This window comes from Amycolatopsis sp. NPDC049159, from assembly GCF_040648295.1.
Classification (GTDB): domain Bacteria; phylum Actinomycetota; class Actinomycetes; order Mycobacteriales; family Pseudonocardiaceae; genus Amycolatopsis; species Amycolatopsis pretoriensis_A.
Window position 1 is genome coordinate 100,664 of record NZ_JBEZDL010000019.1, and the last position, 20,127, is coordinate 120,790.

General features: G+C 72.3%; 23 protein-coding genes and 1 pseudogene. 10 read left to right on the forward strand and 14 right to left on the reverse strand.

Going from position 1 to position 20,127, the window contains the following annotated elements; translation table 11 throughout:
• Nucleotides 1-9: 9 nt before the first annotated feature.
• From AB0B33_RS31825 to AB0B33_RS31835, 3 genes are read left to right on the forward strand one after another with little or no spacing between them, the layout of a single operon-like run.
• Nucleotides 10-249 carry an SHOCT domain-containing protein gene (locus AB0B33_RS31825; RefSeq protein WP_360778368.1) on the forward strand — a complete coding sequence of 80 codons (240 nt, stop codon included), beginning with the start codon at nucleotides 10-12 and terminating at the stop codon, nucleotides 247-249.
• A 2-nt stretch (nucleotides 250-251) separates the two neighbouring features.
• Nucleotides 252-905 carry a hypothetical protein gene (locus AB0B33_RS31830; RefSeq protein ID WP_360778370.1) on the forward strand — a complete coding sequence of 218 codons (654 nt, stop codon included), beginning with the start codon at nucleotides 252-254 and terminating at the stop codon, nucleotides 903-905.
• Between the two features lie 9 nt (nucleotides 906-914).
• Nucleotides 915-2,276 (forward strand): wax ester/triacylglycerol synthase family O-acyltransferase, encoded by a 1,362-nt coding sequence (locus AB0B33_RS31835; protein ID WP_360778373.1) that lies wholly within the window; start codon nucleotides 915-917, stop codon nucleotides 2,274-2,276.
• A gap of 235 nt (nucleotides 2,277-2,511) precedes the next feature.
• Here the strand turns inward: AB0B33_RS31835 and AB0B33_RS31840 are convergent, their stop codons facing one another.
• Nucleotides 2,512-4,044: a WS/DGAT domain-containing protein gene (locus AB0B33_RS31840; protein WP_360778375.1), complete on the reverse strand. Its 1,533-nt coding sequence runs from the start codon at nucleotides 4,042-4,044 to the stop codon at nucleotides 2,512-2,514.
• 140 nt (nucleotides 4,045-4,184) lie between these two features.
• Here AB0B33_RS31840 and AB0B33_RS31845 point away from each other — a divergent pair, with 140 nt between their 5' ends.
• Nucleotides 4,185-5,444 (forward strand): FAD-dependent oxidoreductase, encoded by a 1,260-nt coding sequence (locus tag AB0B33_RS31845; RefSeq protein ID WP_360778378.1) that lies wholly within the window; start codon nucleotides 4,185-4,187, stop codon nucleotides 5,442-5,444.
• 67 nt (nucleotides 5,445-5,511) lie between these two features.
• On the opposite strand, the gene AB0B33_RS31850 is transcribed toward AB0B33_RS31845, so the two are convergent.
• From AB0B33_RS31850 to AB0B33_RS31860, 3 genes and pseudogenes are all read right to left on the reverse strand, one after another.
• Nucleotides 5,512-6,327 (reverse strand): SPFH domain-containing protein, encoded by an 816-nt coding sequence (locus tag AB0B33_RS31850; RefSeq protein ID WP_360778729.1) that lies wholly within the window; start codon nucleotides 6,325-6,327, stop codon nucleotides 5,512-5,514.
• A gap of 93 nt (nucleotides 6,328-6,420) precedes the next feature.
• Nucleotides 6,421-6,747, reverse strand: a pseudogene (locus tag AB0B33_RS31855) (ATP-binding cassette domain-containing protein); the annotation flags it as partial.
• 137 nt (nucleotides 6,748-6,884) lie between these two features.
• Entirely contained in the window at nucleotides 6,885-7,382 is a 498-nt protein-coding gene (locus AB0B33_RS31860) for a universal stress protein (RefSeq protein ID WP_360778380.1), read from the reverse strand.
• A 151-nt stretch (nucleotides 7,383-7,533) separates the two neighbouring features.
• Here AB0B33_RS31860 and gap point away from each other — a divergent pair, with 151 nt between their 5' ends.
• The gene (gene gap / locus AB0B33_RS31865) at nucleotides 7,534-8,547 is read left to right on the forward strand and encodes a type I glyceraldehyde-3-phosphate dehydrogenase (protein WP_360778383.1); all 1,014 of its coding nucleotides are present in this window, start codon (nucleotides 7,534-7,536) and stop codon (nucleotides 8,545-8,547) included.
• Between the two features lie 135 nt (nucleotides 8,548-8,682).
• Nucleotides 8,683-8,970, forward strand: a complete 288-nt coding sequence (locus tag AB0B33_RS31870) for a hypothetical protein (protein ID WP_360778386.1) — start codon at nucleotides 8,683-8,685, stop codon at nucleotides 8,968-8,970.
• Here the strand turns inward: AB0B33_RS31870 and AB0B33_RS31875 are convergent.
• From AB0B33_RS31875 to AB0B33_RS31895, 5 genes are read right to left on the reverse strand one after another with little or no spacing between them, the layout of a single operon-like run.
• The gene (locus AB0B33_RS31875) at nucleotides 8,921-10,555 is read right to left on the reverse strand and encodes a hypothetical protein (protein ID WP_360778389.1); all 1,635 of its coding nucleotides are present in this window, start codon (nucleotides 10,553-10,555) and stop codon (nucleotides 8,921-8,923) included. The genes AB0B33_RS31870 and AB0B33_RS31875 overlap by 50 nt on opposite strands.
• A 28-nt stretch (nucleotides 10,556-10,583) precedes the next feature.
• Nucleotides 10,584-11,051 (reverse strand): DsrE/DsrF/DrsH-like family protein, encoded by a 468-nt coding sequence (locus AB0B33_RS31880; protein WP_360778392.1) that lies wholly within the window; start codon nucleotides 11,049-11,051, stop codon nucleotides 10,584-10,586.
• 14 nt (nucleotides 11,052-11,065) lie between these two features.
• Nucleotides 11,066-11,383: a TusE/DsrC/DsvC family sulfur relay protein gene (locus tag AB0B33_RS31885; protein ID WP_247022305.1), complete on the reverse strand. Its 318-nt coding sequence runs from the start codon at nucleotides 11,381-11,383 to the stop codon at nucleotides 11,066-11,068.
• 7 nt (nucleotides 11,384-11,390) lie between these two features.
• Entirely contained in the window at nucleotides 11,391-12,635 is a 1,245-nt protein-coding gene (locus tag AB0B33_RS31890) for an FAD/NAD(P)-binding oxidoreductase (RefSeq protein WP_360778396.1), read from the reverse strand.
• Between the two features lie 13 nt (nucleotides 12,636-12,648).
• Nucleotides 12,649-13,311 carry a CBS domain-containing protein gene (locus AB0B33_RS31895; RefSeq protein WP_360778399.1) on the reverse strand — a complete coding sequence of 221 codons (663 nt, stop codon included), beginning with the start codon at nucleotides 13,309-13,311 and terminating at the stop codon, nucleotides 12,649-12,651.
• 151 nt (nucleotides 13,312-13,462) lie between these two features.
• On the opposite strand from AB0B33_RS31895, the gene AB0B33_RS31900 reads away from it, so the two are divergent.
• Nucleotides 13,463-13,699: a PLD nuclease N-terminal domain-containing protein gene (locus AB0B33_RS31900; RefSeq protein ID WP_360778402.1), complete on the forward strand. Its 237-nt coding sequence runs from the start codon at nucleotides 13,463-13,465 to the stop codon at nucleotides 13,697-13,699.
• Here AB0B33_RS31900 and AB0B33_RS31905 read toward each other — a convergent pair.
• Nucleotides 13,654-14,502, reverse strand: coding sequence for a universal stress protein (locus AB0B33_RS31905; RefSeq protein WP_360778405.1), 849 nt, complete (start codon nucleotides 14,500-14,502; stop codon nucleotides 13,654-13,656). The two genes, AB0B33_RS31900 and AB0B33_RS31905, sit on opposite strands and share 46 nt — an antisense overlap.
• A gap of 209 nt (nucleotides 14,503-14,711) precedes the next feature.
• Here AB0B33_RS31905 and AB0B33_RS31910 point away from each other — a divergent pair, with 209 nt between their 5' ends.
• Both AB0B33_RS31910 and AB0B33_RS31915 read left to right on the forward strand, forming a co-directional pair.
• Nucleotides 14,712-15,308 (forward strand): DoxX family membrane protein, encoded by a 597-nt coding sequence (locus AB0B33_RS31910; protein WP_360778408.1) that lies wholly within the window; start codon nucleotides 14,712-14,714, stop codon nucleotides 15,306-15,308.
• Nucleotides 15,309-15,381: 73 nt separating this feature from the next.
• The gene (locus AB0B33_RS31915) at nucleotides 15,382-16,419 is read left to right on the forward strand and encodes a zinc-dependent alcohol dehydrogenase family protein (RefSeq protein ID WP_360778411.1); all 1,038 of its coding nucleotides are present in this window, start codon (nucleotides 15,382-15,384) and stop codon (nucleotides 16,417-16,419) included.
• A 191-nt stretch (nucleotides 16,420-16,610) separates the two neighbouring features.
• Here AB0B33_RS31915 and AB0B33_RS31920 read toward each other — a convergent pair whose 3' ends face one another.
• The 3 genes from AB0B33_RS31920 to AB0B33_RS31930 are packed head-to-tail and all read right to left on the reverse strand — an operon-like array spanning nucleotide 16,611 to nucleotide 18,449.
• Entirely contained in the window at nucleotides 16,611-17,279 is a 669-nt protein-coding gene (locus tag AB0B33_RS31920) for a CBS domain-containing protein (protein WP_360778414.1), read from the reverse strand.
• Between the two features lie 41 nt (nucleotides 17,280-17,320).
• A complete protein-coding gene (locus AB0B33_RS31925; RefSeq protein ID WP_360778416.1) occupies nucleotides 17,321-17,827 on the reverse strand; it encodes a universal stress protein in 507 nt (168 codons plus the stop codon).
• Nucleotides 17,828-17,849: 22 nt separating this feature from the next.
• The gene (locus tag AB0B33_RS31930) at nucleotides 17,850-18,449 is read right to left on the reverse strand and encodes a hypothetical protein (RefSeq protein WP_360778419.1); all 600 of its coding nucleotides are present in this window, start codon (nucleotides 18,447-18,449) and stop codon (nucleotides 17,850-17,852) included.
• A gap of 186 nt (nucleotides 18,450-18,635) precedes the next feature.
• On the opposite strand from AB0B33_RS31930, the gene AB0B33_RS31935 reads away from it, so the two are divergent.
• The gene (locus AB0B33_RS31935; protein WP_247022290.1) at nucleotides 18,636-19,094 is read left to right on the forward strand and encodes a CBS domain-containing protein; all 459 of its coding nucleotides are present in this window, start codon (nucleotides 18,636-18,638) and stop codon (nucleotides 19,092-19,094) included.
• Here the strand turns inward: AB0B33_RS31935 and AB0B33_RS31940 are convergent.
• On the reverse strand, nucleotides 19,027-20,013 hold the full coding sequence (locus AB0B33_RS31940) for a hypothetical protein (RefSeq protein ID WP_360778422.1): 987 nt from the start codon (nucleotides 20,011-20,013) through the stop codon (nucleotides 19,027-19,029). The two genes, AB0B33_RS31935 and AB0B33_RS31940, sit on opposite strands and share 68 nt — an antisense overlap.
• Nucleotides 20,014-20,127: the final 114 nt, after the last annotated feature.

The following is a 20,127-nucleotide window of genomic DNA, read 5'->3' on the forward strand; positions in this document are numbered from 1 at the left end:
GGAGCCGTCATGCCGTACTGGCACACTCCCGCAGCCATGGGCTGGGTCGGTGGACTCGGCATGCTCCTGCTGATGGTGGTGATCCTGGCCGCGGTCGTGGTCGTCGCTGTCGTCTTGACCCGGCGTGGCCCGCAGTCCCCGGACCCGGCCGACACCGCCCGGCGGATCCTCGACGAACGGTTCGCCCGCGGCGAGATCGACCAGGAGGAGTACGAACGCCGCCGCGACGCCTTGACGCGGGCGAGCTGACCGTGCGCGCCCCGATGGTGTTCGTGGCGCTGGCGAGCGCCCTGGCTCTCGCGGGGTGCGGGACCGACCAGGGCGCGTCCCCGTCGACATCGCTGCCGGCATCGGTTCTTCCGACGCCGGCGACCACCGCCACGGTCCCCGCGCCCGGAACGCACACGACCGCGCCGCCGCCGGCGACGCCGTCGTGTGCGGAAACCACCGGGTGGCGCACGGACGCACGCAGTTCCGAAACCTCGAGCCGGGACGCGCTCCACCTCGTGCGCCCCGGGCGGCACGCGTGCTTCGACCGCGTCGTCTTCGACGTCAACGGGCCCGCTGAGGCTGGGTACGCGGTGCGGTACGTCCCCGTGGTGACCTCCGACCCGAAGGGCGACCCGCTGCCGGTGCCCGGTGGCGCCGCCCTGGAAGTCGTCGTCCGGGCGCCCGCGCTCGGCACCGACGACGCCGGGCACCAGCCCGGGCGAACACTGGCGGCGGTCGGGGACACCCTGGTGAGCACGCCGAGCTGGCCGGCCCTGCGTGCCGTCCGCTTCGCCGGCTCTTTCGAAGGCCAGTGCGCGTTCGCCGTCGGTGTGCGCGCGAAGCTGCCGTTCCGCGTCTTCACCCAGGCGGGGCCGGACCGGATCCGCCGGGTGGTCGTCGACATCGCCCACTGAGAGGACGTCATGGACCGGCTCAGCCCACTGGACGCGGCCTTCCTCCAGATCGAGGACGAAGACCCCAGCTCGTCATTGGCGATCGCCTCGGTGGCGATCGCCGAAGGCCCCGCGCCCGCCCAGACCGAGTTCGAGGGGGCCGTGCTGGCGCGGCTGGCCGGAATCCGGCGCTACCGCCAGAAGGTGCGCACGGTGCCGTTCGACCTCGGGCCCCCGGCCTGGGTCGACGATCCCGCTTTCGACCCGCCCGCGCACTTCGGCCGGGTCGCGCTCCCGGCACCGCACGACCGGGCCGCGCTGAGCGAACTGGTCGCCCTGCTGATGGGCGAGCGGCTCGAACGCGACCGGCCGCTGTGGGAGTTCTGGGTGATCGAAGGCCTGCCGGACGGCCGCTGGGCCATCCTGTCGAAGCTGCACCACGCCCTGGCCGACGGGCTCGCGGCGACCCGGTTGCAGACGGTCCTGTTCGGGGACGCGCCGGCCGACCCGGATCCCGGCGCCGAGGCTGCCGATCCGGGCACCGTCGCACTGCTGCTGGACGCCGCCGGCTCGCTGCTGCGCACCCCGTGGGAGCAGACGCGCCTGGTCGCCCGTGAACTGCTGCACCCGAACCGGTTGGCCCGCCGGATCAGCGACGCCGCCCGCGGCCTCGCCGCGCTGACCTCGGCCCTGCTGCCCGCGTCACCGTCCCGGCTGACCGGACCGCTCGGCCGCGACCGGCGCTACTCGACGGCTTCGGTGCCGCTGGCGGAGGTCAAATCCGTTGCCCGCGCCTTCGACGTCACGGTGAACGACGTCCTGCTGGCCGCCGTCACGGGCGGGTTCCGCGAGTTGCTGCTGCAGCGCGGGGAAACACCCGCCGCCGACAGCGTGCGATCCCTCGTCCCGGTGTCCGTGCGGACCGGGACGGCGCTGGACAACGAGGTTTCGCTCCTGCTGCCGCTGCTCCCGGTCGACCTGGCCGATCCGGCGCAGCGCCTGATCCGGGTGCACCACCGCTTGGCCTCGTTGAAAGCGGGCCAAGAGGCAGCCGCCGGCGCGCTGCTCACCGCGACGGCAGCGCACGAGCCGTTCGCCCCGGTGGCGTGGGCGATCCGGGCGGCCGCCCACCTGCCGCAGCGCAACATCGTCACGGTGACGACGAACGTGCGCGGCCCGGCCGAACCGCTGTCGGCGCTCGGCCGGCCGATCGTCGAGATCTACCCTTACGTCCCGATCGCGCTGCGCGTGCGGGTGGGCGTGGCGATGCTCAGCTACGCGGGCCAGGTGACGTTCGGAGTCACGGCCGACGCCGACGCGGTGCCGGACACCGAGGTGCTCGTGAAAGCGATCGAGCGGGAGGTCCAGGCGCTGCGCGGAGCGGCTCGCTGATCTGCCGGCACTGTGCCGGCGTTCAGCGGGATTCGCCGCGATTCCCCGCTGGGACTGATACCGGGGATCACCCTTGATCACGCTGAGGCCGAGCTCGACCGACAGAAGTACGGCGACGGTCTCCTGGCCAAGAGGGCGGCTACTGCCGGTTCGCCCTGCAGAACGATACAGGTGCAAGGATCTTGACCGGCCGCCTCGAAATGCACCTGCGGACGAGTCGAATGGGCCCGCGACGCTAGGCCCGCGGCGCGCCGTCACGGCTGACCTCGGCGAACTCCTTCGCCAGCGCGTCGACCAGAGCTTCCGGGTCCGGGATCAGCTTGCGATCGGTACCGAACCCGAAGCGCACTTCGCCGGCGTAGCTGAAGATGCAGATCGTGATCGCCTGGTGGCTGCTGCACGGAGCCCAGCCGACGATCCCCTCGACCCGCGCGCCGGCCAGGGTCATCGGGGTGCGCGGGCCGGGCACGTTCGTCAGGACCCCGACCGCCTTGCCGGCGAAGAAGCGGCTCGCCGGCAGGCCCAGCGCCGCCGGGCTCTGCGCGATCGCGTGCTGCACGCCGAACGTCAGCGCGGGCTCGAACGAGTCGCGGATCCGGGCGACCCGGCGGTGGACTTCGGCGAGGCGCTCGGCGAACGTCCGGCGGCCGAGCGGCAGCTGCGCCAGCACCAGCGAAAAGTGGTTGCCCAAGTCCGCCGGCAGCTCGTCGTCGAAGGAGGACAAGCTCACCGGGATCAGCCAGCCGAGGTCCGACGGCTCGGGGCGGGCGGTGCCGTGCGCGGCGAAGTACCGGTCGAGCGCGCCGGCGACGAGTGCGGTGCAGACGTCGTTGAGGGTCGTCCCGGTTTCGTGGCCGATCCGGGCGAGCGTCAGCAGCGGGATCGGGTCGCCCCAGGCGGCGGTCTTCTCGACACCGGGTTCGCCGTCCCACACGCCCGTGGCCGTCGACGGCCCGAGCAGGTCACCCGCGCCGGTGGCGCTGTGCCAGAGCGTCGTCGCCGCGCCGGCGACCGTGTCGACCGCGCGCCGCGGCCCGCCGCTCAACGCCGAGGACACGAACCCGGCGACGGCCCCGGTCGCGCCCACGACCGCCGCCGCGCCCAGCACCGGCAGCGCCACCGCGGACTCCAGCACGGGATGCACCCGCGCCGCCTGCCGCTGCGCCTTCGCGCCGGTGTCACCGAGCACGCGCAGCACCGCGGCGCCGAGCCGGACCACCGGCTGGGCCACGGCTTCGCGGTGCGGCCCGGCGCCCCCCACCTTGGCGTGCGGCGCGGCCTCGCCGTCGAGGGGGTCCAGCAGGCTGAAAAGGACCTGCGTGAGACGGATCCCGTCCGCCATCGCGTGGTGCGTCCGGCACACCAGCGCGCTGCCGCCGCGATAGCCCCGCACCAGGTCGATGGTCCACAGTGGACGCCTCGGGTCGAGTGGCGCACCACGCCGGCCGGCGACGAACGCTTCCAGGGCAGCTTGGTCCGCCGGCTCCGGCAGGTCTCGCACGACCAGGTGCTCCCCGAGGTCGAATTCCGGGTCGGTCTCCCAGGAGAGGCCCCGGCCGTGGGCCACGGGCCGCTGGAAGTACACCGGGTAACGGGCGAGCAGCCGGTCGGAGACGACCGACCGCAGCCGCGCCGGATCCACCGGCGTGCGCGTCCACAGCACCGAGGTGACGACCATGCGGTTTTCCGGCCGGTCCAGGTGCAGCCACAGGCTGTCCTGCGGGGGTATCCGGCGATGCGGTCCGGCGAGCTTTCGGGTGTTCGGCACGAGTTCACTGTCCGTCCTCGCCGGTTCCCCGAAAAAGGGCCGGAAGTCCTCCGCGCCCACGGCCGAGGGCCCTGCCTCGGTAGTCCACCGGCCCGCATCGTGGAGGCCTCTGCCGAAACCCCGGAGCATCGGAGGAAGTCATGTCCCCCACCCACGTCGTCGTGCTGGGCAGCGGGTTCGCCGGGCTGGAAACCACGTTCGCGCTGCGCGCGCTGGCGGGTCCCGAACACGTCCGGCTGAGCCTGGTGTCCGACCGCGACGATTTCTACTTCCGGCCCGACGGCAGCTACCTGCCCTTCGGCGCGGCCGAGGCACCGCTGCACCTGCCGCTCGCGAAACCGTTGCGGCGCCGCGAAGTCGACTTCCGGGTCGCGACCGCCGAGGGCGTCGATGCCGGACGAGGTGTCGTGCACACCACCGGCGGCCCGGTTCCCTACGACCACCTGGTCATCGCCACCGGCGCCGCGATGCGCCCCGAGGAGGTGCCCGGCCTGGCCGAACACGCGCACTCGGTTCGGACGCCGGGGCAGCTGCACGCGCTCGGCGAGCAGCTGCGGTGGGTCGCGCAGAACGCGCGGCACGGCCGGCAGCAGCAGGTCCTCTTCCTCGTACCGCCCGGCAGCAAGGGCGCGGAACAACTGTACGAGATCGCGCTGCTCCTGGACGGCTGGCTCCGCCACCGCGACGTCCGCGACAACGTCCAGCTCGCCTTCACCACCGCCGAGCAGAGCTACCTGCCGGCGTTCGGCCCCAAGCTGCACGACATCGTGGCCGCCGAGTTCACCTCGCGGGGCATCGACGGGCGCACTGGAGCCGCGCCCGACAAGATCCGCGAACTCGAGGTCGCCTACACCGACGGCACCACCCACGAGTTCGACCTCCTCGTGGCGCTCCCGCCGCACGTCGCCGCTCAGCGCTTCGACGGGCTGCCCACCGACGACCGCGGGTTCCTCGTCTGCGACGAGAGCCGCCGGGAGGTGCTGGGGCACCCGGACGTCTACGCTCCCGGCGACGCCGGGGACTTCCCCGTCAAGCAGGCGTTCCTGTCCCTGCTGCAGGCCCAGGCGGTGGCCGGTCAGATCGCGGTGGACGCCGGCGCGCACCTGCCCGGGCCCGGGTTCGAGCCGATGGCCACGTGCCTGCTGGACATGGCGGGCAAGGTGGCGTTCACGCAGGTCCCGCTTTCCGTTACGGGTGACCCCGCGCGGCCCGTGGCCGTCGACCCCGGGGCCCTCGGCGCCTACCGCGCCGGCGCGTCGGTGGCTTGGCGGCCGGCCAGGAAGTTCCTCCGGACGTACGTGCTGGGCCGGTTCGGCGCCGGGCTGCCGGTGCACGCGGGAAGGGGCTGGGACACCGTCGCCTTCGGCACGCGCCACTGGGCCCGCTGGCTGACCCGGTGACCCGAAAGCCGTGAAGGCCGCCTTGAGGAACGTGAAGTTCCTCAAGGCGGCCTTCACGAACCGCCGGTCAGCGGGGTGCCAGGACCGTGGGCTCGCCGTTGGGCACGACCTTCGCGGGGGTGGCCGCGGCTGCCTCGCGGGACAGGAACGAGCCCAGCTCACCGATCGTGCTCATCAGCGGGGCCGGGAACACCACCGTGCTGTTGTGGTCGACGCCGATCTCCATCAGCGTCTGCAGGTTGCGCAGCTGCAGCGCCAGCGGGTGCGCCATCATCGTGTCCGACGCCGCGCCGAGCGCCGCCGCGGCCTGGGCCTCGCCCTCGGCGTTGATGATCTTGGCGCGCTTCTCCCGCTCCGCCTCGGCCTGCTTGGCCATGGCCCGCTTCATCGTCTCGGGCAGCTGGATGTCCTTCAGCTCGACCAAGGTGACGTCGACACCCCACTCGGAGGTGGTCACGTCGAGGATCTGCCGGATGTCCGAGTTGATCTTGTCCGTTTCCGCCAGCGTCTCGTCGAGGGTGTGCTGGCCGACGACCTTGCGCAGCGTCGTCTGGGCGATCTGGTCGATCGCCGCGTGGACGTTCTCGATCGCCACCACCGACTTCACCGCGTCCACCACGCGGAAGTAGGCGACCGCCGAGACGTCGACGCTCACGTTGTCGCGCGTGATGATGCCCTGCGACTGGATCGGCATCGTCACGATCCGCAGGGAAACGCGGTGCAGCACGTCGATCACCGGGATGATGAACCGCAGCCCCGGCTCGCGGACGCCGACGACGCGGCCGAGCCGGAACAGCACGCCCTTTTCGTACTGCTTCACGATCCGGATCGACAGGGCCAGCAGGACGATGACGACCGCGGCGATGATGAGCCAGACGGTCATGACGCGACTCCCTTCGTTCGGGTCGGGGCGCCCCAGCGGTCGGAGCGGCCCGCGGTCATCAGGTCGACGACCGTTTCCTTCGTCAGCTCGCCGGCCCCGTTCCGCCAAGCGGCCGACCAGCTCCAGCACGACCTCGGTCTGCTGCACGCCGAGCGCCGCGGTCGGCTCGTCCATGATCACCAGTTTCGAGTGCCACAGCACGGCTTTCGCGATCGCCACCGCCTGGCGCTGACCGCCCGACAGCGACCCGACCGGCTGGCGGACCGACTTCACCGTCGTCACGCCCAGGCTGTGCAGGGTTTCCTTCGCCGCCAGCTCCATGGCATCCTCGTCGAGCGTCACGCGGCGCAGCTTTTCCCGGCCCAGGAACATGTTCTGCGCGATGTCGAGGTTGTCGCAGAGCGCGAGGTCCTGGTAGACGTCTCGAACCCGAGCGCGGCGGCGTCACGCGGGGGTGCGGATGCGCACCGGCCGCCCCTGCCACGCGAACTCCCCGGCGTCCGGGACGTCGAGCCGGGACCTCGACGCGCTGTTCGGCGATGGCGGTCACGGCGGGTTCAGGGCTTTCCCGCGACGAGCTCGGCCAGCTGCTTGCCGAGGGGGCTGTCCGGCGTACGCGCGGGCGGCGGGATCACGGCCACGGGACAGGTCGCGTGCCGCAGGCAGGCGCTGCTGACCGAGCCGGCGAGCACCTCGCGCAGCTTGCCCTTGCCGTGGCTGCCGACCACCAGCATGGTGGCGTCCTTCGCCAGGTCGACCAGGACTTCCGCGGGATCGCCGGTGGGGGCCGAGCACTGCGCGGGCACGCCTGCGTGCTCCTTCGTCACCGCGGTGACCAGCTTTTCGAGCTCGTGCACGTGCGCGCGCCGGGCTTCGGCGAGCGTGCGGTTCACCGAAGCGTCATCGAGCATGGCGTCGTAGGTCCAGACCGTCACGACCTCCAGGTCCGCGCCGCTGGTTTCGGCCTGCCCGACCGCCCAGACCAGCGCCGCCGTCCCGGCGTCCGAGCCGTCGACGCCGACCACTATCCGGCCGCTCACAGGTATTTCCGTCATGGCGACACTCCTTTCCACCCACCAGCCAACGCCTCCCGCTCGCCGGGCGAAGCTGCCGTTCTGCCCGACCTGCGAGGACCAAGTGCCCTACGAGCGGGGACCGCGGGTGTCGAACCATCACTGAAGACGCCTCGACGACAGGGAGAAGCAGATGACGGTACGGCTCGGGATCAACGGCTTCGGGCGGATCGGACGCGACATCCTCCGGTGCGTGCTGGAAACGCCGGACAGCCCGATCGAAGTGGTCGCGGTCAACGACGTCACGTCGCCGGAGATGCTGGCGCACCTGCTCGCGTACGACTCCACCTACGGGCGGCTGCGCATCCCGGTCGAGGTCGTGGACGGCGAAGCGCTGCGCGTCGGGGACCACCTGATCCAGGTGGGCGCGAAAGCCGAGCCGGCCGAGCTGCCGTGGGGCGAGTACGGCGTCGACGTCGTCGTCGAGTCGACCGGCAAGTTCCGCACCCGTGCGGCCGCCGGCGCGCACCTGGCCGCGGGCGCCAAGAAGGTCGTGATCTCCGCGCCCGGGAAGGACGTCGACGCGACGATCGTGCTCGGGGTGAACGAGAACGACTACGACCCCGCGAAGCACCACGTCATCTCGAACGCCTCCTGCACGACGAACTGCGTCGCGCCGATGGTGAAGGTGCTGCACTCCGCGTTCGGCATCCGCCGCGGCCTGCTCACCACCATCCACAGCTACACCGGCGACCAGGCCCTGCTGGACCGCCCGCACAAGGACCCGCGCCGCGCCCGGTCGGCGGCGGTCAACGTGGTGCCCACCAGCACCGGCGCCGCGAAGGCGATCGGCCTCGTCCTGCCGGCCCTCGCCGGCAAGCTCGACGGCGTCGCCGTGCGGGTCCCGGTCGAGGACGGTTCGCTGACCGACCTGACGGTCGAGCTCGAGCGCCCGGTCACCGCGGAACAGGTCAACCACGCGTTCGCCGAGGCCGCCGACGGCGACCTCAAGGGAATCCTCCGCTACACCGAAGCCCCGGTGGTTTCCCGCGACATCATCGGCGACCCGGCGTCGTGCGTGTTCGACGCCGAGCTGACGAAGGCCGACTCGCACCTCGCGAAGGTCTTCGGCTGGTACGACAACGAGTGGGGTTACGCGACCCGCACGGTCGAGCTGGTCGAGCTCATCGGACGCTCGCTCGGCTGACGGCTTCGAGCGCCCCGGTTCGTCGAGCGCGGTCCGGCAGTGCGCCCCGAGGCGCCGTGCGCGAGGCCGGCGGCCTCGGGTGCCTGCCGGTGGTGCGGCCCGGCGGGCACCCGTTCCCATCAGTCCGGGGAGACGATGTCCGCGGACAACGGGGCGACGGCGCCGATGATGCTCTCCGCGGTCTCTCCCGGCACGCCGGCGGCGGTGCGCGCCGGGGCCTCCGAGCGTGGCGGCGACGAACCCGACCTGCCTGCCCTTGTCGGCGGGAACGCGTTCGTGGAAGTCGCCGACCACGGCGGCCAGTGCTTCCTGGCCGCCGATCGCTCGCAGGTGCTCGTCACGTCGATTCCGTTCAGCTGTTTCCCACCGACCCTCACGTCCGGCGACGGCGGCTGCCGAACACCATGGCCAGGCCGGCGGTGAAGGTCACCGACCCACCCAGGGCGAGCCAGCCGACACCCACACCGGTCGCGGCGAGGTCGCCGGTCGCGGGACGCACCGTGCCCGCGGGCGAGACCGGCTGAGCCGCGTCGCCGGGAGGGCGGTTCACCACGGGCGCCGGGTCCGGGTCGAGCTGGTCGGGTCCGGGCCGCACCACGACGAGCTGCGGCCGGCCGGTCCCGTCGTCCCCGCCGCGGACCAGGAAGATCGGCGGATCGCCGTAGTAGCCCCGCCACGGGCCCACCAAGCCGAGGTCGTAGCGGTCGGCGGGGAGGTCGGAGAACGCGAAGAGCCCGTTCGCGTCGGCCACCGCGCGTGCCACGATCGCCGCGCTGACCTGGTCGCGCAGGTACACCTTGACTCCCGGGACCGCCTTGAACCGCACGGTGCACCCGCACTGGAAGTCGGGCGAGACGAGGTCGCCGACCACCTTCGACGCGCGAGCGCCGGGCACCCTGGCCGTCGCCACCACCTGCACCATGGCGTACCAGTCGGGCGGCCCGATCCAGCAGTGGCCGTCCAGGTACCCGGCGGTCAGCGCTTCCGCGTCGACCGGGACCGAAACCTCGAAGTCCCGCGAGGACGCGGCCGGGATCGTCGCTCCGGGGCCGGCCGGGTCGAGCTCGCCCCGGTCGACCGGCGCGCCGTTGCTCGCCCAGCAGTTCGCGGTCAGGCCCGGCACCGGGCCCCGGCCGCGGTTGACCACCGTGACGGTCATCCGGGCGGTGTCGCCCGCGGCGTACGTGGGCGCGGAAAACCGCGCGGAGCCGGTCAGCCACCCGGTGATGTCGTACGCGCCCCGCACCACCACGTCGGGTTCGCCGATGCCGTCCACCGTGACGGGAACGACGTCGAAGGTCCAGTCGGACGAGGACGCGGAGACCGACCAGGAACCGGCGAGCAGGTCGTGGAAGGCGAAGCGGCCCTCGCTGTCGGTCACCGCGTCGGCGGACCAGCCCGGCGGCGAGCCCCAGGCGTGGACGCGCAGGCCGGCGAGTGCCTCACCCGGGTCCGGCTGGTGGTTGCGGTTGACGTCGCCGTAGGCGGTGCCCGTGAAGCCTCCTCGCACCACCGTGATCGGGGCCGTCACCGTGACGGAGTTGTCGGCGGGGTTCGCGTCGGGTTCGGCGGAGGTGACTTCGACGGTCAACCGCACCACGCCCGCACCGAGGTCCTCGATCCAGGCGAAAGCCGTGCCCTCGGCCGTCTGTCCCGGCGTGAGGGAAAACTCCCGGCCGGGGAAGCCGTCCCAGGAGTGCGCCGACAGGGTGCCGGTGTCGGCCAGCCGCACGCCGTTCGCGGTGGCGCTTCCCGCGTTCGCCACCGTCGCCCTGGCGACGACCGGATCGCCGGCACCGTAGGAGGTCCGATCGAGCACCACCGTGAGCCGCAGGTCGGGCTCGTCCGGCGCGGACGCGGGCACCGACGTGGCCGCCACGGCGGACTCCGAAGGCGCCGGCGAACTCGGCGTGGGCCCTTCCCCGGCGAACACCGGACCGGCCGACACGCCCAAGGACAGCGCGACCGCCACCGTGACCGCGGCGGCCGCCCGAGGCAGCTGGTGCACGGGTCGTCCCTTCCCGCAGTGGTGACCTTCAGGTGAAGATGATCTGACCGCCCGCCGCGAGGTCGTAGAACTCGCCGACGGTGATGATGCCGTTCACCTGGTCGATGAAATCGGACTTCGCCATCCCGAACAGGTCCACCGACGCCTGGCACGCGTAGAGCCCCGCACCGGTGTCGGCGATCATTTCGACGAACTCCGGGATCGGCGGGATGTCCAGCGCGTCCATCTTGCGCGCCAGGTGGTGCGTCATCACCGACGACAACCCGGGCAGGCCGCCCGCCCACGTCGCCAGGTGCAGGCCGGGGTTGCCGACCGTGGCGAGTTTGATGTGCTCGTGGCGGGCTTTGTGGATCGCGTCCAGGCCGAAGAAGGTGAAGAACAGGTTCGCCTCGATGCCCTCGGCACGAGCGCCGTTCGCCATGATCAGCGCCGGGTAGATCCCTTCGAGGGAGCCCTTCGACACGATGATGGAGATCTTTTCGATCTTCTCGGTCACGATGTGCTCCTGTCTCAGATGCAGCCGCGCGGCTTGGGGATCCCGGCGATGCGGGCCGCGAGCTTGGCCGGCCCCTTCGGGAACAGCTGGTAGAGCTCCTTGACCGGGACCCCGGACGTCTTGCCGAGGACGCGGACCGTCGGGCCGGTACCCTTCTCGGCGAACTCGGCGCGGACGAACTTCAGCACCTGCCAGTGCCGTTCGCCCAGCTCGCCGACGCCGGCGTCGGCGGCGATCGCCGGTGCCATTTCCTCGCGCCAGAGCGCGGGATCGGTGAAGAACCCCTCTTCGTTCACGGGTACCTCGGTACCCGCGTAGACCTTCGTGGACATGGTTCTCCTATCGTCGCGAGGCTTCCGGGAAGCGCTTGCCCGCGCGTGGCATCGCGCTCGACACGCCGGGCAGATCCCGGCCGGGGAGCAGGCTGTGCCAGTAGAGCCACGAAAACATCAGCTTCCCGAGGTGGTTGAGCCGCGACTCCTTGAGCAGCGGCAGCCCCGCGTCCGCCGGGTAGTGCCCGGGCAGCGGTTCGGTGTCGTAGTTGAAGTCGATGAGCAGCGCCTTGCCGAAGCCGCTCTCGATGAAGCAGTTCGTGTGCCCGTCGAAGCTCGCGTCGAGCGGCCTGCCGTCCAGGAACTGCCCCACGTTGCGGGCCAGCACCTCCCCCTCGAAGTGCGTGACCGAGCCGGCCTTGGACGTCGGCACCGAGGCGGCGTCCCCGAGGACGGAGATGTTGTCCTTCACCTTGGAGCGCAGGGTGTGCTCGTCGGCGCGGACGAACCCGAGTTCGTCACCCAGACCCGGTGACCGGTCCACATAGGACGCTCCGCCGTGCAGGGGGACGACCACCGCCTGGTCGAAGGCGACCTCACGGCCGTCGAAGGACACCAGCCTGCCGCCGGCTCCGTCCACCTCGCCGGTGGTGAACTCGGTGACCAGTTCGACGCCCTTCGCTTCCAGGATCCCTTCGAGCGTCCGCGCGGCCACCGGCTTGGTGAACGCGGCGTCCAGCGGCGTCACGTACGTCAGCTCGACCCGGTCGCGGATGCCGCGTTCGGTGAAGAACCAGTCGGCCAGGAAGCAGAACTCGAGTGGCGCGACCGGGCACTTGACCGGCAGGTCGATGACGTTCACCACCAGTCTGCCGCCGTCGAACGCCGCGAGCGCCGACGCCAGGCCGACGGCACCGTCGAGGTCGTAGAACGTGTCGACGTGCCCGCGCCAGCCCGGGCCGGTGAGCCCTACGGTCTCCTCCGGCATCAGCCGGGCGCCGGTCGCGATCACCAGTGCGTCGTAGCCGAGCACGGTGCCGTCGGCCAGGTGCACGCGGTCGGCGTCGAGGTCGACGCGTTCGACTTCGCCGCGGTGGTAGCCGATCCCGTCGGCCAGCTGCCGCGGGCGCGAGCGCACGAGGTCCTCGGCGTCGGCCATGCCGAACGGCACGAACAGCAGCCCGGGCTGGTACACGTGGTCGTCGTCCCGGTCGACGACGACGATCCGCGCGCCGTCGCCGTAAGCACGGTGCAGGCGGTTCGCCGCGAGGGTCCCACCGGTTCCGCCACCGAGGATCACGATGCGTTTCATCACTTCGCTCCCGTCAGCGCGGCTCGGCGGCCGCGCCGTCGTCTTGGGTGTACTTCATGCGGTTGCGCACCGCGACCACCCCGGGTACCGCCCCGGTCAGCCACTCGGCGCGCTCCACCTCGCTGCGCCGGTCGATCACCCCGCTCAGGGTGACGACACCGTCGTCGACCTGCACGGCCACCGCCGACGGATCCGCCCAGATGGAGCGCTGCAGCACCTCTCGCTCGACGGTCTCCTTGATCTCGTCGTCCGGCCGCAGGAAAGCACGCAGGACGTCGCGCCGGGCGAGAACGCCGACCAGGTGGCCGGCACCGTCGACGACGTAGAGGCAGCGCAGGTCCGCCTCGACCAGCCGCCGGGCCGCGCCGGCCGCCGGCTCGTCCTTGCCGACCGTGGGCACGCGCCGGGTCATCAGCTCTCGCGCGCTCAGGCCCTGAGCCTTGGTCCACACCCGGCGCTTGCGGAACACCGGCTGCGGCCGGTGCGCGTCCCGGCCGTGGCGGGCCAGCAGATCGCTCTCGCCGACCACGCCGACCGGGCGCCGGTGCTCGTCGACCACGGGGATCGCCGCGATGCCGTGCTCGGCCAGCAGCAAGACCAGCTCCTTGAAGGGCGTCCCGGGCGCGGCGGTCACGACCGGCCGGGTCATCAGGTCGGACACCAGCGGACCGCGCATGGCACACCTCCGGCTAAGGGCTTCGGCCGCACAATAGGAACGCGGTGCCGCCGCCCGCCGCGGGCGACGGTCCCCGGGTGAGAGGTCTTTCGCCCCTTTGCCCGTGGCCCCGGCCGCCCTTGGCTGGAGGACCGAGGAAAGGAGCAGTCCGATGAGTGACCGCAAGCGGTGGCGTGAGCTCGACACCCGGCAGCGCGCGGGGATCCGGGCCGCGGCGAGCGTGCAGTTCCTGCTGGCCGCGGCCGCCTGGTGGGACCTGGCCCACTGGCCCGCCGAGCGGGTCCGCGGGCCGAAGTGGTTGTGGGCCCTGGTGATCGCCGTGAACTTCGTGGGTCCGGTGCTCTACTTCGCCCGGGGCCGGGCCACGACGACCGGGCAGAGCGCGTAGGACATCAGCGCCTGGCTCGTCGATCCGAGGGCCAGGCCGCTGAACCCGCCCCGGCCGCGGCTGCCGGCGACCAGCAGCTGCGCGCGGTCGGCGAAGTCGAGCAGGCGTTCCGCCGGGCGCCCGGCGACGACCTCGCGGTCGACGGCGACGTCCGGGTACTTCTCCTGCCAGCCGGCCAATCGCTGGGCGAGCAGCTCGTGCCCGTACTGCCCGGCCCGCTCGCCCGCGTCCCACCAGCCGTCGCGGCGGCAGTGCACCGCGATCAGCCGGGCACCCCGCCAGGACGCTTCTTCGAACGCGGTCGCGATGGCCTCCTCGCTCGCCGGGCTGCCGTCGACGCCGACCACCACCGGCCCCTCGGCAGGCGGTTCGTCCTCACCCGCGTGCGGGCGGACCACGGCCACCGGGCACCGCGCGTGCGCGGACAGTGCCACCGTGACCGAGCCGAGCAGGATCCGGCCCAGCGGCCGGAGACCGGGCGTGCCCAGCACGACCATCGCCGCGTCGGCGGATTCGGCCACCAGGGCGTCCGCGGGCTGCTCGGGTCGCAGCACCGTCTCCACGCGGACACCCGAAACGGCGTCGCGGGCCTCGGCCAGCAAGGCACGGCTCTCCCCCGTGGCCGCCGCCAGCAGCTGCTCGTACCCCGGATCGTTCCTCGGGTAGAGCGCGGGTAGTCCCGGCAGCGCGCGGACCAGCCGGATGCCGAGATTCCGTTCGCGTGCGACGCGCGCGGCCCACCGGACCGCCGCGAGTGCTCCGGCCGAACCGTCGACGCCGACCACGAGTTCCGTGCCGCTCATCCGCTTCTCCTTTCGTCACCGGGAAGTCAACCGGCCGAAGCCGCCGGCGGCACGAGGCTTCGGCCACCTCCCGGGAGGACTTCGGTCCTTCCCGCGCGGTCCCCGGCGATCGGCGCCCAAGGGCCTCTCGACCGGGGACCTTCGACCCCAGAACTTGCCATGGCAGCAGCCCAAACTGACCGCAGCACCGAAAGATTGGAGGTTTCCCCATGTCCGTCCGACCGGATGAGAAGAAGACCACCCCGGTTCACCGGGCCACCGAGCCGGCGCCGATCCCCGATTTCGTCGCCGGACCCACCATCGCCGGGAAGTCCCTGGCCGTCCTGCGGGTCGCCACGGGGTTCGTCTTCCTGTGGGCGTTCCTGGACAAGCTGTTCGGCCTCGGCTACGCGACCCCGGCGAAAGGCGCCTGGCTCAACGGCGGCTCGCCGACCAAGGGCTTCCTCAGCAGCGTGCACGTCGGCCCGTTCGAGTCGATGTTCCACACCTGGGCCGGCACCTGGTGGGCCGACTGGCTGTTCATGCTCGGCCTCGGCGCGATCGGCCTCGCCGTGATCGCCGGCGTCGGACTACGCCTGAGCGCGATCGCGGGCTCGCTGATGATGCTCATGATGTGGGCCGCCGAATGGCCGTTCGCCCAGAGCATGAGCACCGGCGAAGCGACGCACTCCACCAACCCGATCGTCGACTACCACATCATCTACGCGCTGATCCTCATCGCGCTGGCCGCCGCGTCGGCCGGGAACACGTGGGGATTCGGCCGCCGCTGGGCCGAGCTCGCCGGCGACCGCACGTGGCTGCGCTGAAAGCGATCCGTTCCACGGGCGCCCGCCGACCGGCGGGCGCCCGTTCCGCTGTTCCGGAGACGAAGGAGAAGAAATGAAGGCACTCGTGTACGACGGCCCCGGCCGGCGCGGCTGGACCGACCACGCCGAGCCGGAACTCGCCGCGCCCACCGACGCGATCGTCCGCGTCGACGCGGTCACCATCTGCGGCACCGACTTGCACATCCTCAAGGGCGACGTCCCCGAGGTCGAGCGCGGCCGCATCCTCGGCCACGAAGCGGTCGGCACGATCGTCGAGGCCGGGTCCGCCGTGACCGCCGTCAAGCCGGGTGACAAGGTCCTGGTGTCCTGCATCTCCGCCTGCGGCCGGTGCGAGTACTGCCGGATCGCGGCCTACGGTCAGTGCCTCGGCGGCGGGGGCTGGATCCTCGGCCACACCACCGACGGCGTCCAGGCGGAGTACGCACGCGTCCCGTTCGCCGACACGTCGACGTACGTGCTGCCGTCCGGGGTGAGCGACGAGTCCGCGCTGATGCTGGCCGACATCGTGCCGACGTCGTACGAGGTCGGCGTCCGCAACGGCGGCGTCAAGCCCGGCGACACCGTGGTGATCGTCGGTGCCGGGCCGATCGGGCTGGCCGCGATCACGAACGCGCAGCTGTTCTCCCCCAGCACGATCGTCGTGGTGGACAGGGAACCCGCCCGCCTGGACGCGGCGAAGTCGTTCGGCGCGGACCTGATGGTGCGACCGGAAGACGCGGCGGCCGCGGTGGCCGAGGTGAGCGGCGGCCTCGGCGCGGACGTCGCGATCGAGGCGGTCGGCATCCCGGAGACGTTCGAGCTGTGCGCGAAGCTGGTCCGCCCGGGCGGGCACGTCGCGAACGTCGGCGTCCACGGTGCCCCGGCGACACTGCACCTCGAAGAGCTGTGGATCAAGAACGTCACGATCACCACCGGGCTGGTCGACACATCCAGCACGCCGATGCTGCTGCGGATGCTCGCGGCCGGCCGGCTGGAGACGAGCCGGTTCGTCACGCACCGGTTCGGGCTCGACGAAATGGACGAGGCGTACGACGTCTTCGCCCACCCGCAGGACAGCAACGCGCTGAAGGTCGCCCTGTTCCGCAGCTGAACCACGAAGCGGCCACCACCCCCTATCGGGTGGTGGCCGCATCCGGGTGGTGGCCGCTTTCGGGCGGCGCAGGGAACGTCGACGTGGCCTGGCCGAGCCGGATCGGCGCGGCCGGTCCTCCGCCCCCTCCCCCGCAAGGCACACGAAGGGGCCACCGTCCATTCCGGACGGTGGCCCCTTCCGCGCCCCGATCAGACGAGGGGCCGTTTCCGGCTGAGCAACCCGGTCGGCCCGGGCGGTACCGGCGACACGCCGCGGTCGTCGAAGCGGGCCCGCAGCGTCTGCCGGACCTCCACCACGCCGTCCACCCGGCGGATCAGGGCCACGATGACCGGGATCATGCTCTCGCGCTCGACGGTGCCGTTGAGCGTCACGATGCCGTTGTGCACCGCGACGTACAGCGCGGACGGGTCGAGCGCCATCACTCGCAGGAGCACCTCGTCACGGACCTCCTCCCGGATCTCGCCGTCCGTGCGCAGGAACACGCGCAGCAGGTCCGACCGGGACACGACGCCGGCGAGCTTGCCGGCCTCGTCCACCACGGGCAGGCGGTGGAAGTGGTGCTCCTCCAGCAGCTTCGCGGCGACGGCGACGTCGTCGCCGGTCCGCACGACCACCGCCGGGCTGGTCATCAGGTCGGCGACGAACGCCGCGCCGGCCTTCCGCTTCGCCTGCCGCGAGCCGGGCTTGAGCAGGCCGTGCGGGGCCTCGCGCTCGAGCAGGTCGCCCTGCGAGACGACCCCGAGCACCTGTCCGTCTTCGTCCACCACCGGCGCCCCGCTGATGTTCCACGAGGCCAGCAGGACGGCGACCGCCTTGAACGGCGTGTCCGGTCCGACCGTGGCGACGTCGGTCGTCATGACCGCACCGACTTTGCGGCGACTGGGCATCCTGATCTCCTTCACAGCAGCGGCCCGGGGTAGTAGGTGCCCACGGGCTCCCCGGCGGGCGCCTTCTCCGGCTCCGGGACGGTCCGCGCCGGGATCACCACCACGGGACAGCTCGCCTCCCGCAGGCAGTGCTCGGCGACCGAGCCGACGAGCAGCTTGAGCAGCCGGCCGCGGCCGTGGCTGCCGAGCACGAGCATCGCCGCGGTCTTCGACGCCTCTTCCAGCGCCACCGCGGCCGAGTGCTCGACCAGCTCCGCCCGGATGGCGACGCCCGGGTGCCGGGCCCGTACCTCGCCGAGGACTTCGTCGAGCTGCTGCCGCTCGCGCTCCGCGACCGTCTGCGGGGTTCCGGCGACGGCCGCGCCGAGGTCGTAGGCCGGCTCGAACGTCCAGGCCCGCAGCGCGACGACCTGGCGGCCGCTTTCCGCGGCCTCCGCCGCCGCCCAGCGCAGGGCGGCCACGCTGACCGCCGAATGGTCGACACCGACGACGATGTCGCCCTGGTTTGCCGTGGTCATTTCGGTTTCACCTTCCTCTGTCTCAAGAACGGGTCTTGCGGTCCTGCTCCTGGAGCCACTCCTGCTGCCACCGGGCGTAGCGGAAGCGGTCGAGGGCGAACACCGTGATCCGGTAGCAGGCCGCCAGCAGGACCAGCGCGCAGATCCACAGGCCGAGCCTGACGCCCGCGGCGTCGATGACGACCGCCGCGCCGCTGAGCGGCGGGTCCACCGGCGTGCCTTCGCGGCCCACCCAGATCGTGAACTGCAAACCCTTGAGGGTGCCCTCGTCGGCAACGACCTTCCCGACCCGTGGCGTGCCGTCGGGGAGCGTCCACGTCGCGTCGGTGGGCTCGCCACCGCCGGCGACACCGGAGCGCGAATTGACCGTGATGGCCGGCCCGTCGGCGAGCAGTGTCGCGGTCACCGGCGTGCGCTCCCCCAGCTGCTGCGCGGACTCCCCCTGTTGCCGCACGTAGGTTTCCGAACCGACGCTGGCGGCGACCGGCAGCGCGGCGAGCGCGAGCAGCACTGCCAGGACGCCGACGGCGGCCTGGACGCGGTCCGAGGCGCGCGCCACCGAACCGCGCCGGGGCAGGACGGTGCGCCACATCCGCGCGAGCGGGTTCGACGACGTGCTCATGGTTCCTGTCCCTTCGGTGCCGGAAGTCGTTCGCACGTCCAGCTTCGCGCGCTTTCGAGCCGGGCCTAAGAGGCCTTGGGCCCCGGCCCGGAGCCCCTCGGCGGGCGCACCGGGGACTTAGGACCCTGTGCTCCCCGCGGGCGGCGCGAGATCGTCGGGGCAGCCGAAGGAAACGGAGCGAACACCATGCGCGCACGCGACATCATGTCCACCCCGACGTTCGCCCTCGCGCCGTCGGCGACGCTCGAGGAAGCCGCGGAAATGATGACCTCGCGCGGGTTCACGACGATGCCGGTGGTCGACACCGACGGACGGCTGCTCGGCCTGCTGTCCGAAGTGGACATATTGCGGGCGCCCGGACCGGCCGGGGATCCGGACTCCGGCGTCGTGCTCGACGGCCGGCAGCGCACCGCGGGCGCGGTCATGCGCACGTCCGGTCTGGCGGTACCCGCCGACACCGACGTGCGCGAGCTGGCGCGGCTGATGACCGACGCCGGGGTCCGTTCGGCGCCGGTCGTCGAAGACGGGCACGTGGTCGGCATGGTCACCTTCCGGGACGTGCTGCGCGCCCGGGGCGTCAGCTCGCCGGCACGTCCGGCCCGGTCCGGTGGGTCAGCACGTCGCCGACCGGACGACGGGCGGTGAGCCGGGTCGGGTAGCCGTAGCCGATGCGCAGCAGGGTGTGCGGCTGCCCGAGCCCGGCGAAGAGCCCGACGAGCGAATCGCGCGTCCGCGAGGTCTCGAACGGCTGCGACAGGAACGACGTCGCCAGCCCTTCCGCGGTCGCGGTCAGCAGCACCCGCTGCATCGCCATGCCCGCCCGGACTTCCGCGTGCGGCCCCCGGTCGCGGGTCAGCACCGCACCGAGCAGCGGCTCCTGCTCGTACTCGCGGTCCGGCAGCTCGGGGTTCTCGTGCGAGGCGCGCAGGGAGACGATCCCGGGGCTGTGCGGCGGCGGACCGGACGCGATCTTCGGCACCCCGTCGGGACTTCCGGGCTCGCGGTGGGTCCAGAACGCGGCCTCGGCCTTGAAGTCGAAGTCGTCGGCCTGCAGTGCTTCGGCCTGCCGGACCAGCGACGCGACCGGCGTGTAGCGGCCCGAGGCGTCGAGGTACTCGATCTGCCCGCCCTCCTGCAGCGCCGCGGACTTGAGCGCGGTCCGCACCGCGGCGGGCACCTCCTTGTCCAGCAGCGGACGGCGGTTGGTGTGCCGGCGGAACACGGCTTCGGCGAGCTTGCGTTCGGTCGCGGAGGCCTTCTCGTTGCCGTCCAGCCGGATCACGGCGACCAGGTCGGGCTCGGCCGGGTCCGGCAGCAGCCGCACGACGGCGGCGAGCCCGTTGGCGCGCAGGCAGATCTGCAGGTTGAAGGCGGCCGCGCCGCAGGCGAGCCGGGCCTCCCGCCCGTGCGGGTCGGCGACGGGGAGCACGCGTTCGCGGTCCAGCCACACCTCGATCACCTCGTGCTCGACGACGAACCGCCAAGGCTGGGTGTTGTGCGGCGACGGCGCGCGCACGGCCGAGGCGAGCGCCTGGTCGAGCACGTCGGGCAGTGGTCGGCTCATCGTCGGGCTCCGGTTCCTGAGGGACTGGCACACCCAGCATCACCGCCGCCCACCCCTCGCGACGACGGCCTCGCGTCACGTCTCGGAGGGACCAAAGGCCTTCGGGGTGCGCGT